At 62.1% G+C, this 13389-nt stretch carries 9 protein-coding genes; 5 read left to right on the top strand and 4 right to left on the bottom strand.

Annotated features, from left to right (window positions below; genetic code table 11):
• Positions 1-48 precede the first annotated feature (48 nt).
• The 5 genes from H4V98_RS04550 to thiL all read left to right on the top strand — a co-directional run bounded on the left by H4V98_RS04550 (position 49) and on the right by thiL (position 6514).
• Positions 49-642, top strand: coding sequence for a biliverdin-producing heme oxygenase (locus tag H4V98_RS04550; RefSeq protein ID WP_280757300.1), 594 nt, complete (start codon positions 49-51; stop codon positions 640-642).
• Positions 639-2993, top strand: coding sequence for an ATP-binding protein (locus H4V98_RS04545; RefSeq protein ID WP_280757299.1), 2355 nt, complete (start codon positions 639-641; stop codon positions 2991-2993). Before H4V98_RS04550 ends, H4V98_RS04545 begins: the two co-directional genes overlap by 4 nt.
• The gene (locus H4V98_RS04540) at positions 2990-3436 is read left to right on the top strand and encodes a response regulator (RefSeq protein WP_196864943.1); all 447 of its coding nucleotides are present in this window, start codon (positions 2990-2992) and stop codon (positions 3434-3436) included. Before H4V98_RS04545 ends, H4V98_RS04540 begins: the two co-directional genes overlap by 4 nt.
• The gene (locus H4V98_RS04535) at positions 3433-5418 is read left to right on the top strand and encodes a response regulator (RefSeq protein ID WP_196864944.1); all 1986 of its coding nucleotides are present in this window, start codon (positions 3433-3435) and stop codon (positions 5416-5418) included. Before H4V98_RS04540 ends, H4V98_RS04535 begins: the two co-directional genes overlap by 4 nt.
• A gap of 97 nt (positions 5419-5515) precedes the next feature.
• Positions 5516-6514 carry a thiamine-phosphate kinase gene (gene thiL, locus H4V98_RS04530; RefSeq protein ID WP_196864958.1) on the top strand — a complete coding sequence of 333 codons (999 nt, stop codon included), beginning with the start codon at positions 5516-5518 and terminating at the stop codon, positions 6512-6514.
• Between the two features lie 142 nt (positions 6515-6656).
• On the opposite strand, the gene H4V98_RS04525 is transcribed toward thiL, so the two are convergent.
• From H4V98_RS04525 to H4V98_RS04510, 4 genes are all read right to left on the bottom strand, one after another.
• Positions 6657-7151 carry a hypothetical protein gene (locus tag H4V98_RS04525; protein ID WP_196864945.1) on the bottom strand — a complete coding sequence of 165 codons (495 nt, stop codon included), beginning with the start codon at positions 7149-7151 and terminating at the stop codon, positions 6657-6659.
• 167 nt (positions 7152-7318) lie between these two features.
• Positions 7319-9049, bottom strand: a complete 1731-nt coding sequence (locus tag H4V98_RS04520; RefSeq protein ID WP_196864946.1) for a hypothetical protein — start codon at positions 9047-9049, stop codon at positions 7319-7321.
• Between the two features lie 58 nt (positions 9050-9107).
• Complete coding sequence (locus tag H4V98_RS04515; RefSeq protein ID WP_231374910.1) at positions 9108-11075, bottom strand: cytochrome c peroxidase; 1968 nt, start codon at positions 11073-11075, stop codon at positions 9108-9110.
• 291 nt (positions 11076-11366) lie between these two features.
• Complete coding sequence (locus H4V98_RS04510; protein WP_196864948.1) at positions 11367-13058, bottom strand: hypothetical protein; 1692 nt, start codon at positions 13056-13058, stop codon at positions 11367-11369.
• Between the last annotated feature and the right edge of the window lie 331 nt (positions 13059-13389).

Below are 13389 nucleotides of genomic sequence, written 5' to 3'. Positions count from 1 at the left end.
TCGTACACGACACTACAAAGCCTTGCGGTTTGGTTCAAGAATATGATTTTGAAACGTTTGAAAGAAGCCACCAGTTCGCGCCATGCAGCGCTCGAATCCAGGCTGCCCCTGCTGGATGCGGACATGTCGCGGGCCCGCTACCTGCAGTTCCTGCAGTTGTTTTGGGGCTACTACGAACCGCTGGAAGCTCAATTGCAGACCCTTCCCTATTGGCCTGCCATCAATTTTGACTACGCCGGGCGGCAAAAAACCCCGCGACTGTTGCAAGACCTGCACGCATTGGGTGAAACCCCCGAGTCCATCCAGAGTTTCGCCCGCTGCCAGCACCTGCCAACGCTGGCCAGCAAGGGGCAACTGCTCGGTTGTCTCTATGTGATCGAAGGCGCCACGCTGGGCGGACAGATCATTACCCGGCACCTGAACAGCAACCTGGGACTGACGCCCTTGACCGGCGGCGCGTTTTTTGATGGCTATGGTGCGCAAACAGGGGAGCAATGGAAGGCCTTTTGCGCCATGCTCAGGGCGAACGCAGGTGAAAGCGCGCAACATGACGATATTCTTGCCAGCGCCAACCAGACGTTTGAAACCCTGGACCAATGGCTGTTCCCCTCTTACCCGACGCCCAAAGGCGGCACACCATGAACGACGCTTCGCCAGATTCCGCTTCGCAGCCCTGGGCCAACGGCCTTTACAGCATCTTGCGCCACGGCACCACATTGACCACCTGCGAGAGCGAACCCGTCAAGACGCCTGGCTGCATCCAGGCCCACGGCGTCCTGCTCGTGCTGCGCCTGGCTGACCTCACGATCTTGCAGGGCAGCGACAACACGCAACAGTTTTTCGGGGAACCGCTTTCGGGGCTGCTCGGCCAGCGCATCAGCCGTGTCATCGGTGCCCAGCGGCAGGACTATCTGCAAAACATGCTGCAGAACGAATTGCTGGAGCGCAACGTGGTTTATGCCTTCACGCTTGAAGCGCGTGAGGGCAAGGCAGCACTTGACGTTTGCATTCACACCATGGACGGCGTGGCATTGCTGGAATTCGAGGCCACCGGACGGCAGGCGGGCCAGGCTGAACGTGATTATTTTTCCCTGCTCAAGTCGGCCGTTGGCCGATTGCAGACAGCCACCGGCCTGCGCGGGTTTTGCGAACGCGTGACCACGGAAGTGCGCGCCATGGGCGGGCTCGACCGGGTTATGGTGTACCGCTTTCATGCCGATCAGCATGGCGAGATATTTGCCGAAAGCAAACGCGACGACCTGCCGGCCTGGCTTGGCCTGCACTATCCGGCGACCGATATTCCGCAACCCGCCCGTGAAATTTTTAAGAAACTCTGGGTGCGACCGCTTCAGGATGCCGCAGGCTCGCTGGTGGAACTGGTGCCGCTGGCCAATCCCGACACCGGCAAACCGCTGGACATGACGCATTGCGCGCTGCGTGGCGCCTCGGTGATGTACACCGAATACCTGGCCAATATGGGCGTGGCCGCGACGCTGGTCATGCCGATCCTGGTCGATGGCGAACTGTGGGGCCTGATCGTCGGCCACCAGTACCAGCCGACGTACTTTGGGCACCAGATGCGGGCAGCCTGCGAGCTGATTGCCCAGGTGGTGTCGCTCCAGCTGAAATCCACCGACGCCCTTGAGCAACAGGCCTACCGGCTCAAGGTGGACGCCGTTCACCAGCAGTTGATTGCCAAAGCCGCGCAAGTCGGCGACCTGATGGCGTTTTTCAACGGCGAGCCGACCCTGCTCGATGCCATGCAGGCCGATGGCGCCGCGCTTTTCCACATGGGCCGGTGGTGGTGCGTAGGCAGGACACCGACGGATGTGCAACTCGATGCGCTGGCGCAGTGGCTGAACCAGCGCGCCGAGCTGGATGTGGGCGCGCGGCCGGTCTATGCGACCGATTCACTGTTGCAGGACTACCCGGCAGGCGCCGACATCACCGGCGTGGCCAGCGGCGTGCTGGCCGTGCGGGTGTCGCGCCTGCGCCAGGACCTGATCCTGTGGTTCCGGCCCGAGACAGCGCAAACCATCGACTGGGCCGGCGACCCGAACGACAAGATCGTGGCCACCGGGGTGAACGGCGCACGCCTGACGCCACGCGGTTCGTTCGAGTTGTTTGTCGAATCGGTGCAGGCGCGCGCGCTGCCCTGGAGCGTCATGGAGATCGAGTCCGCCCTGCGCTTGCGGCTGCTGGTGATGGAACTGGTGGTGGCGCGGACCGAGCAGCTGACCGAACTCAACGTGGACCTGACCACCAGCAACGAAGAGCTCGATGCCTTTGCGTACGTGGCTTCGCATGACCTGAAGGAGCCGCTGCGGGGCATCCACCGCTATGCGCACCAGATGGTTGAAAGCACCCAGGGGCTTGACCCCGAGAACCTGCAGCGGGCAGAAAGCCTGATGCGCCTGACGCTGCGCATGGACAGCTTGCTGGACTCGCTGCTGCATTTTTCGCGCATGGGCCGGACCCGGCTGGACTTTGAAGACGTCAACCTGAACAGCGTGGTCGCCGATGCACTCGAAATGGTCGGCGTACGCCCGGCCGATAACCGCTGCACCATCACGCTGGCCAGGCCGCTGCCGATGGCCCGCTGCAACGAGGTGCATGTTCGCGAAATCTTCAGCAACCTGATCAGCAATGCGCTGAAGTACACGCGCCAGGAGCGCCCGCACATTGACATAGGCTATCTGGCGCCTGGCGAGCCCGGACTGCCCGTGGATGCGCCGGCGCAAAGCAGCGACCAGATGGTGTATTTTGTGCGCGACGACGGCATTGGCATCGAAAAGCGGCATTTTGAGCAGATCTTTCGCATGTTCAAGCGGCTGCATGGCCGCAACGAATACGGCGGCGGCATGGGTGCCGGCCTGAGCGTGGTCAAGAAAGTGGTGGGCCGGCATGGCGGCATCATCTGGCTGGACTCGACACCCGGCAGCGGCGCCACGTTCTATTTCACACTGCCGGCCACAAGCACTGCCCTGCCATGAGCGCGGCACAGTCCATCGTGGTGGTCGAAGACAACGATGAAGATTTTGAAACCGTCGTCGAAGCGGCGCGGCGCACCGGGATCCCCCACCTCGTGCACCGCGCGCCCAGCGGCGGTGAATGCCTGCACATGCTGCAAGAGTCGCTGCAAAACCACAGCGCTCTTCCCGCCCTGGTACTGCTTGACCTGAACACGCCGGGCGACGATGGCCGCGACACTTTAAAACTGATCAAGGCGTGCAGCCAGTTGCGCGCCATCCCGACTGTCGTGCTGAGCACCTCGGACAATCCGCGCGATGTTGATTTTTGCTATGCAAACCATGTCAACGCCTACCACACCAAGCCGGTCAGCCACCCGGCACACCTGAAAATCCTGCAGGACATCTTCAGCTACTGGCTGGACTGCGCCCTACTGCCCACCGGACCCCTGCAGAAAAAACCATGAGCACCACCTACCGCATCCTGCTGATTGACGACAGCCCCGACGACCGTGCCAACCTTCGGCAAATGCTGCTTCGCGGCTCGGCCGCGCGCTTCGAGTTCACGGAGGCAGAACTGGGCAGCACCGGCTTGCAAGCAGTGCGCGACCAGCAGGCGGCGCGGCCGGACCGTCTTCCCTTTGACTGCATCCTGCTCGACTTTCATTTGCCCGACATGGACGCCGATGAAGTGCTGGCGGCACTGTGCAACGGCGCTGACCTGCCGCCCTGCCCGGTCGTCATCGTCACCGGCTGGCACGGTGCAGACCATGACGACGGTGCGCGGCTGCTGCGCGCGGGTGCACAGGACTACATCGGCAAGGGCTGGACCTCCGCCGAAAGCATGACCCGCACGCTGCAAAATTCCATTGAGCGCTTTGACCTGCTGACACGGCGAAAAATCGCCACCCTTGAGCTGCAAGAATCCGAAGCGCGCTACCGCACTTTATTCAACTCGATTGACGACGGGCTGTGCGTCATCGAGAAAATCGAGACTGCCACCGGCCAACCTGCCGATTTTCGCTATGTCGATGCCAACCCGGCGTTCACCGCATTGCCGGGCATGGCCAGCGTGCTGGGAAAAACACTGCGGCAAATGCTGCCCGACGAGCTCGAGGAATGGATTGCCATTTGCAACAGCGTTTGCACCACCGGCATGCCGGTGCGGTTTGAGCGCACTCACGCTGCAGAAGGGCGCGTGTTCGAGCTGAATGCCTTTCGGGTCGGCGGTGCTGAAAGCCGCAAGGCGGCCATCATCTACAGCGACATCACGGTGCGCCGCCAGGCCGAGCTGCAGACACTGGCACAGGTCAAGGTGCTGGCGGAACTGGATCGCCGCAAGGACGAGTTTCTGGCGATGCTCGGCCATGAACTGCGCAACCCGCTGGCGCCCATCTCCAGCGCCGTGCATCTGCTGCGCCTGCAGAAAAATGAAACCCCCATGCAAAGGCAGGCTTGCGCCATCATCGAGCGCCAGGTGGGGCAACTCAATCACCTGGTCAATGACCTGCTGGAAGTCTCCCGCATCACCACCGGCCGGGTCCAGCTTCGCTGCAAGCAGGTTGCCGTGAGCGACATCGTGGAACGGGCGGTTGAAACGGCCCAGCCCCTGATCACCCAGCACCGGCACCGCCTCACCGTGCGCCTGCCGGCGCCGCCTGTCTGGCTGCATGCCGATGCCGCACGGCTTGAGCAGGTGGTGGTCAACCTGCTCACGAACGCCGCCAAGTACACCGAAGAAGGCGGCTGCATCGAGTTGATCGTCCAGCAGGACGGCCTTGACGTTGTACTGCGGGTCCGGGATACCGGCATTGGCATTGCGCCCGATCTGCTGCCGCATATTTTCGACCTGTTCACGCAGGCCGAACGTTCGCTGGACCGCGCGCAAGGCGGCCTGGGGATTGGCCTGTGCCTGGTGCAGCGGCTGGTGGAACTGCACGGCGGGACGGTAACGGCACACAGCGTGCAGGGACAAGGCAGCGAGTTTGCCGTGCGTTTGCCGTGCATGCTGGCCTGGGCGGCGCCACTGCCCCCGCTGGTTCCCCTGGTGAGGGCGCCGGTCGGGACGCTGAAAAAACAATGCCGTGTGCTGGTGGTCGACGACAACGTGGATGCAGCCGAGACGCTGGGGATGCTGCTTGAATTTTCCGGCTATGAGATCCGCATGGTGCACGATGGCCTGAGCGCGGTCGAGGCGGCGCTGGCCTGGCGCCCCGACGCGGTGCTGCTGGACATCGGCCTGCCCGGCCTGAGCGGTTATGGGGTCGCCCGGCGCATTCGCCAGGAAGCCTCACTCGAGGCCATGGTGTTGATCGCCCTGACCGGCTACAGCCAGGACACAGACCGGCAGTTTTCACGCGAAGCAGGGTTTGACCACCATCTGGCCAAACCCGCCAGTTTTGACGTGGTGGAAAACCTCCTCAAGGAAGTTTCGGAAAAATTGACATGACGCCACATCAGTCGGGTTGAATCCGCTTATGAAGGCGTGCCTGGCGTGGCAGAACACTCGGCCAGCCGCTGGCAAGACTCACGGTATGCTTGCCGCCATGGGTGAATTCGACTTGATTGCGCACTACTTCACGCGCCCCACGCCGCGTGCGGTGCTGGGGGTGGGCGACGACTGCGCGCTGCTGCAGCCCGCGCCGGGAACACAGCTGGCGATTTCCAGCGACATGCTGGTCGAGGGCCGGCATTTCTTTGCCGATGTCGATCCGGCCGCGCTGGGCCACAAGGCGCTGGCAGTCAACCTGAGCGACCTGGCCGCCTGCGGAGCCAAACCGCTGGCCTTCACACTGGCACTGGCGCTGCCCCGCGTGGACGCGGCCTGGCTGGCGCCGTTTTCACGCGGCCTGCTGGCGCTGGCAGACGCCCATGGATGCGAGCTGGTCGGCGGCGACACCACGCAGGGGCCGCTGAACATCTGCATCACCGTGTTTGGCGAGGTGCCGGTGGTCAACGGACGTTCGCAGGCGCTGCTGCGCTCAGGCGCCCGGGCCGGCGACGACCTGTATGTGAGCGGCACGCTGGGCGATGCCCGGCTGGCGCTCGAAGTGCTGCGCGGCACGCTGTCCGTTCCCGCGCCGGTGCTGGCTGCCGCCCGCCTGCGGCTGGAGCAGCCCAGCCCGCGGGTGGCGCTGGGCGTGGCCTTGCGCGGCATCGCCACGGCAGCCATCGATGTCAGCGACGGCCTGCTCGGCGACCTGGGCCACCTGCTGAAGCAGTCGGGTGCAGGCGCCACCGTAAACACCGCAATAGCTATGAATTTAATAGCTGTAAGTGCTTATGAAGCTTGCGCAATCAAGGTTTTTGATACTGAAATCAAGCCACAGCAACGGCTGGGTTGGGTGCTGGCCGGGGGCGACGACTACGAGCTGCTGTTCACGGCGCCCGCATCGGCCCGCGCCAGCGTCGCGGCTGCGGCCCGCAGCAGCCAGACAGCCGTTACCCGCATCGGCCGCATCGACAGCGAACGCGGCCTGCGGCTCATTGACGCCCAAGGCCAGGCGGTGGCCAACACCTACACCTCGTTCGACCACTTCGCCTGAGCCTGCAGCACCGGGGCGACGCAAGCTCCCGGCATGTCCGGGTCACGGCCTTTATTCCAGACGCGCGGACCTGCAGCCGCTGGCGTGAAGAATCGACTTGGCACACGCCACCAAGCGGCTTTGTCACCGTGCCCGAAACGCTTCAGTTTTCCGGAATCCCGGCGGCAAACCAGGCCCCGGCGGCGTTGGCAGAAAAATTGCGGATCAGCAAGGTCGGCGTTTGACACGGTTCAGGCAGCGCGGCGCCAAGCGTTCCCCGGATCATGAAATTGCCACTCGCATCAAGGTCTGCGGGTGGCGAGGTGAGCTCCGTGGCACCGCAAAACAGCGTGGCCACCACCTGGCGCGGCAGCGCGGGCAGACCGACCGAATTGCCGCCGGCCAGCAGCAGACCCTGGCCCCTGACCGAAATATTTCCGTCGGGACGAATGGCCGCCCGAAGCTTTTCAATGACCCAGGGGCGCCCGCCCGGCGCGATGCCGCGCACATCATTGGGCCCGGGTGCGCCGCTGACCAACGCAAACGGCGTCGAGCCGATGCCGCCGTGGAATTCGATCCGGCTGTCGTCAGACGCAAAAGCCGGCGGCAGCCAGACAAGACTTGCGGCCACAGCCCCCAGCATGAATCGCTTTTTCATTGCCATCTCCTGTCAAAAAAAGGTATGGGTTCTTCAGGTGTCGGATCTTCAGTTTCGCGTCCGCCTGCAAGATTGGCGGACCACGACAACCGTTGTCGCAACGGTCCGGCGCAGCCCGCTGCCCAGTACGCGAATCGAAGCGAATTGAACTGGACAGCGCAAACGGGTCAAGGCGTTGTGGTCGGCAGCGGAATCGAAGCGTAGCCCGTGGATGGGCAGCCGCCCATGCCTGGACCACCCACCTCGCCCGCCTCGAAAATCGTCATGCCAAACCGGTCGCCATTGGCATTCGTGGCAAGCCAGGCCATTGCACGGCTCTGCCCGGCCACCGCCAGTTGCTGCTCGGTGGTGTTCAATCCACTGTAAATCGCCCTCCAGTCGCTGCCCGTGCCAGTTTGGAACAGGTTTCCAGAGCCGCCCGGGACGTTTTCCACCCGCCCGCCGCTGGTGTCTGCACGGATGTCGCGCCGACCGATGCGGGTCGTGGTGAAGTCCGGATTGATGATCCGCTGCTCCGTCAAGCCCAGCGGCAGGGGCGCGCCGCTGGCATCAGCGGCGCTTCCATTGACCCGCACTTTGCCATCGAGAGCGCCACTGGCGTCGCGACTGAGAAATGCGGACTTGGTGACCTTGGTGTTGATCACCCGCTGGCTCTGCCCGGCCTGGAACTGCATGCTCACCACACTGAACACATCGACCATGTCATCGGCACGGATGTCCGGCGTTTGCCCGCTCCAGCACACGCCGCCGGGATGATTGACCTCAAACAGTCCACCCCTACCGACAAGACCCCGGGCTGTGCCGATGATCGGCGCGGCCAACGTGTTTCTGCGCACGACGACCTGCAGCTCGGTTCCTGCCGCAAACCCCGCGATCGAGATGAAGTCACGCTCTGGAAACACGGTGACATCTTTCAAGGCGAACTGGTTGGTGGGCAGCGACGCATCGAGCAGATTGGCTGGCAGGTAGTACACCGGCGCATTCGGGTTCTGCGGAGCCACCACGCCATTGGGGCCGGGCGGGCAACCGCCCATGCCGGGACCACCGGACTCGCCGACCTCGTAGATGGTCATGCCGAGCCGGTCGCCTGCCGCCGTGGTCTGCTGCCATCCCATGACGCGCGTTTGTCCTTCGACCACCAGCAGGCGTTCATCTGCATTGAGGCCGCTGAAAACGGCGGTGAACGTGGTGGCGGTGCCGTCATAGACGAGCGTGCCGCGGGTCCCGGGGATCGGGTTGCCATTGGTACCGTCCACGCGCCCGCCAGCGCTGTCGGCGCGAATGTCGCGCTTTCCGATGCGGCTGCCCGGCGTGCCTATGAATTCAGGATTGACGATCCTGACTTCGAGCCGGTTCAGCGCAATGCGGTTGCCATTGGCCAGCTGGGCTTTGCCTTTGATCACCACGGTGCCGTTTCCGGCATCGAAGGCTTGCGTTGCCGTGACGTTCTGCGTCGTGGCCGCCGCACCCGAACCGATGACCACCGTCGGCACATTCAAGCGGTTGTTGGCGGTATCGCGGTAGGTGACCCGCACCACGTCGGCCGGGACGATGTCGGGCGTGACGGTCCTCCAGCACAAGCCGCCCGGGTGGTTCACCTCCAGAAAGCCGGTCGCATCAGTGCGTCCCACGGCATCGCTGACCACCCCGCCCCGCCGGAGCTGCACGAGCAGGTCGGCGTTCGGCGCAAACCCGCTGATCGACGTGAAATCGCGCTCCGGAAAGACGGTGATGTCTTGCGGCAGGAGCGGCGGGTTGTCGATGTTCTGCGCCGATGCCGCGCCCGCTACGAGTATCGCCATGCTGGTGACAAGCCCTGCCAGAGCGGACGACGCCGCCCCGTGGCCAGTGGCAAGTCCTGACCGGGCTTGAGAAATTTTCGTCAAAAAATCAATCATGGTGTTTCCTTTGCGTGTAGTCATGACAAGTCGCCGAGGTTCTGGGTCTGCAAAAGACCTAGTGAGAAAACGGTGAAAGATTCATGAAGGGCAGAATTCCACTGGCATTGCCTTGCCGGCCCACTTCGTTAATGCAAATAGATTTGTCATCGGCAGCGTTCATTCCATAGGATGAGGGTTCTCCGGTGCCGGTATGCCCATTGGGCATGCACAAAGAAGGATGGTCGAATGGCGCTTTTTCCATTCGCACGCGCTCGTCCGTCAAGGTCAGAAGAAACTTCACCAGATTGACTTTCTCGGTTTCGCTCAGGCCCAGAGACTGAATATCGACGTCGAGGTTTTCCTGGTTGTCCTTGCCGAAGTCGCCGCCCCGGTTGTAATGGTCTACCACCTGCATCAACGTGGACTTGCCGCCATTGTGAAAATAAGGCCCGGTCAATTCGATATTGCGCAACCCGGGGGTCTTGAAGGCACCATTGACATTCACCTCCTTGGGAAAGCTTGCGTATTTGCTGGAATCAAAGCTATTTCCCAGGAGGCTGGACTTTCCGTTGAGAAAAAGCAAGCTTTCGGACAATGGGTTGCCAAAGCCATCGGTCCCGCCGATGCCGATGTCATCCAGCGTCTTGCGCACGCCAATGTTGTAGAAGCCGTTGTCATAGGTCTTGTTCCTGCCATTGATGACCATGACTTCCAGGCGCTTGTCAATGACACTGCGAAACGAGGCATTGGTCAGCTCGGCGCCGCCGTGGCAGTTGATGCAATGCCCCTTGCCCTGGAAAATTGCAAATCCGGCTTGCTCGTCCTTGTTGAGTTTGTCGGAATTCCCGTCTGTCCTTGCATACTGGTCAAACCGGCTGTCGTCGGACACCAGCGTTGACTGGTACATCTGCAGGGAAAGTGCAAAAAACAAACCGAAATTGGCCTCCAGCTGGCTAACTTTTTCATCGCCTTGCTTGTTGAAGGACGGCGCCGGCGCTTGCAGGTCCATGGACTTGCGCTCCCGGGCATCGGCCTGGCTAAAGCGCACCACGTCGGGCGACTGCCAATAGGCGGGGTTGAAGGCCCTCTTGACAAGCGACTGGTACGGAGGTCGGCCCTTTGCGAATTCCCCGAGCACGCTGTCGTCTGGCGAGATAGCCTGACCGTCCAGAACCTTCTGCTTCAGGAGTTTTTTTCCAATATGGACAAATGCGCGGCCACTGCAACTCATCTCCGTTCCAGACCCGGGCGGGCCCGAGCCTTGCGAGGCCAGCGACGATGACTCAATCGCCACATTGACCTTGCGAAGAATGCCAGCTTCTTTTTTCCAGACCAGGGCGTTCGGATTTCTCAGGCCGAAAGGATCACCGCCGTTGAACACGTTGTTGGCGCGGCCGTCCCAGAAGTTGCGGAAATTGAACACGGCATTGATGACAGTCGGCGTGTTGCGGGGCTCGACCCGCCGGCTGTTGAGTTTGCCCATGTGAAAATTGTCCAGGTCCGTTTTGTAGTCGCACTGGTCGGCATCGGCCCCTTTGTTGGTGACGTCGATGCTTTTGAATTCACCATTGAAGACGCCTTGCGACGACGCCACGTCGTTGACATCGACCCGGTCGTTCGGATTGTTGGTCTCCCAGTTTTGAGTCAGAAAACGCGTGAATGGGAAGTCGCTTTCTTTCAATTGGTAATTTGGGCCACTGCCCAATTCAAACGTCTTGTCGGGATTGGGTACCAGAAACTCTGTTCGCCTCAGCAGACCCGGGTCGAGCTGATTTTTTGTGCGGGTGTCAGCGCCAGCGCTGGAATGGCAGCTGGCACACGCCGTCTTGTTGTCACTGCCCACGCGAACGTCCCAGAACAGCGCCTTGCCCAGCTGGATGGCCGCCGTCTTGTCGACAATGTATTCGTTCAGGACGGCCTGCGAAGGTCCGGGCACAGCGACGGTTCTCAAATCCAGGGCGCTGAGCGGGGTCACTGCCTGCGGTACCCTGGCTGCGAACAGCATGACGCCCAGTGCGCCGGCGATCAGCAGCGGAACCTTCATGTGCACCCGGCCGGCGAATCGCCGCCTCGGCCCTCCAGGACTGGGTGAATGGCCCGGGTGAGTCCAGTCCGTTTGCCGTGTCCCGCAACCTGGCGCCACAGTCACTTTGAATGCAGTCATTTCGGTTTCCTTCTTCCCTTTTATTCGAGCCCGCTTGAGGGGGCTCCAAGCAACTTTCTTTGCACTGGCAAGGCGCCTGCTGCACCAACGCCCGGGATCATTCCTTGTTGCAGTTGCACAAGAAAGCCGGCGTTCAACAAGGCTTTGCTGAACGCCGGCAAAGCGGCGCTGTCAGAACGCGCAATTGACCGTGGCAGGCGCTGCTGCTTCGGGGAAGGGGGACAGTGGATTGATGTACTTCAGCGCTCCGCCTTGTCCCCAGCCTTTGGCAAGAAACGCCAAGCAGCGGAAGTTGTAGGGCGTCAGCACGGCGCCGCCCACATTTGGCTCGGGAAAGATGTATTCGCCGACCGGTGACACGTATTGTCCGTAAACCAGTCCGTTGGCCGTCACCATGGCGGGGGGTACGTTCGGCGTCGTGCCGTAAAAAACGGGTGTGTTATCGGCTACGCCGGCGACCCGGCCCATGATTTCCCGCGTTACGCCATTGGCGCCACCGAAAACCCGAGTGTCTTTTTCCGTGTGGAAGACGAAGCGACCCAGAACGGCGGTATTGACCAGCGTGGAAGGCAGCGCGCGGCTGGTTCGGTCACCGGCCGCGTTTTCGTCAACCGCGTACATCGCAGGTGTGCGGCTCGGGTCGGTCATGAAAATCGTCGTGCGCAGCCGGGCCTGGCATTCGGCATTGGCGGGGCAGATGGCCGGCCCAGTCGTGATCAGCGGAGCATCGACGTACATGTAAAACGGCGTCTTGCCGATCGGCGTGAAGATGCCGACGTTGGCTTCAATCGAATAGGCCGCGACATAAATGCCCCCCCAGTTGTCGCGAGCCAGAATACCTGAATAGGCGATGTAGTCACCGACGACCAGCGGTGCCTGCTTCGTGGCGTTGCAGGTTGGGCAAGGCGTTACCGCACCGCCAACAAAGGGCGAAGGCGGAATCAGGGGATTGCTGTCCATAACGAACGTGGTGCCGAACACGCCGGGCGATACCTGCAGGCGGTTGCTCATGGGGCATTCACTGTCCACAGCGGGCGGTGCCACGCGCGGCAGGCACATCGGGTAGCCCGATGCAGCATGAATGGTCGGGTTGTCGGAGTCGACGCCAAAGCGTTTGTCGGGTGATGCCTTGCTGCCCATGCCATTGGCCAGGCCATAGCGTCCATCCGTGTCGTTGATCATCACGCGCGCATCGCTGGCACCGCAGGGGCCGGGCGTACTGCCGACGCACATCACGCCAGTGTAGTAGTTGATGCTGCGAATGAAACCGTTGGCTGTGTTCGCCGACTGCGGGGCGATGCTGACCAGCCCGGCGCGGTATTCGCCATAGACGATATTGCCTGCAATGCTGGCCTCATAAGCCGCAATGGGCGGGACCGGGTCATTGAGGGCCAGCCCGGACCCAGCCACCGGCGAGTCCAGGAAGAGCTGGCCAACCGTTTTGTAGGCGGCCGGCAGCGTCACGACCAGGTTGGCCGGGATTATCACGGTAATGCCGTTGACGACGATAGTGCCGCCGGAATAAGGGTCATTGGGGTTGGTGGCCGTCAGCGACTGAATGGCGCCGGTGATGTCGAACGGCACCGGGCCGCCCGCAAGCGTCGCCGGTCCGACGGTGATGGCATTCGTGCTGACAACGCCGCCTTTGGCATAAGCAAGCGGCGCGACAGCCATCAGCCAAGCCAGCGCCAACCCCATCCCCAGCAGGGCCGGGGCTGCCAATCCCGGCTTGCCCCCCCGTGCGTGAAGGTCTTGTTGCCTGGAATCCGAAGTGATTGACGCTTGCCTGCCCCAGCGCGCGCCCGGCCTGGACGCAGCGCGTGAGATCCATTTGGTGAATCGTTGATAGATATTGAATTCCATGATGCATTCCCGTTGTGTTGGTGGAATCGAAATACCTTCCTGAGAAAGCTGTTGTCCACCGTTCGGAGGGTTAGAAACGGCTGGCGACAGACGGGCCAGAAATGACGCTCCGATCGTCAGGCCCGCGGCCAGGGCAGGCAACTGCGCCCAAGGATCAGATCGCGGAAAGAGGCGCGCACGTGAATCAGCACTGTTGCCAGCTGCTTTCAGCTTCCGTTCGGTGACGCTTGCGCGCATCTCTGGCCATGTGAGCAAGCGGCTCGATGGAGATGGACTTCTTATTTGCATGACAAACTCCTGTGTTGCTGGTCATTCGTTGCGGGTCAAAGCG

Source organism: Polaromonas sp. CG_23.6, assembly GCF_029892315.1.
GTDB lineage: Bacteria > Pseudomonadota > Gammaproteobacteria > Burkholderiales > Burkholderiaceae_C > Polaromonas.
The sequence above is the reverse complement of the archived record's forward strand: the minus strand, read 5'-3'. Positions and strand labels throughout refer to the sequence as shown.

What these genes read in the sequence shown, in the direction of transcription:
- thiL (WP_196864958.1), top strand. Translation starts at nt 5,516, where the DNA reads ATGGGTGAATTCGACTTGATTGCGCACTACTTCACGCGCCCCACGCCG.
- H4V98_RS04535 (WP_196864944.1), top strand. Translation starts at nt 3,433, where the DNA reads ATGAGCACCACCTACCGCATCCTGCTGATTGACGACAGCCCCGACGAC.
- H4V98_RS04510 (WP_196864948.1), bottom strand. Translation starts at nt 13,058, where the DNA reads ATGGAATTCAATATCTATCAACGATTCACCAAATGGATCTCACGCGCT.
- H4V98_RS04540 (WP_196864943.1), top strand. Translation starts at nt 2,990, where the DNA reads ATGAGCGCGGCACAGTCCATCGTGGTGGTCGAAGACAACGATGAAGAT.
- H4V98_RS04520 (WP_196864946.1), bottom strand. Translation starts at nt 9,049, where the DNA reads ATGATTGATTTTTTGACGAAAATTTCTCAAGCCCGGTCAGGACTTGCC.
- H4V98_RS04545 (WP_280757299.1), top strand. Translation starts at nt 639, where the DNA reads ATGAACGACGCTTCGCCAGATTCCGCTTCGCAGCCCTGGGCCAACGGC.
- H4V98_RS04515 (WP_231374910.1), bottom strand. Translation starts at nt 11,075, where the DNA reads ATGAAGGTTCCGCTGCTGATCGCCGGCGCACTGGGCGTCATGCTGTTC.
- H4V98_RS04525 (WP_196864945.1), bottom strand. Translation starts at nt 7,151, where the DNA reads ATGAAAAAGCGATTCATGCTGGGGGCTGTGGCCGCAAGTCTTGTCTGG.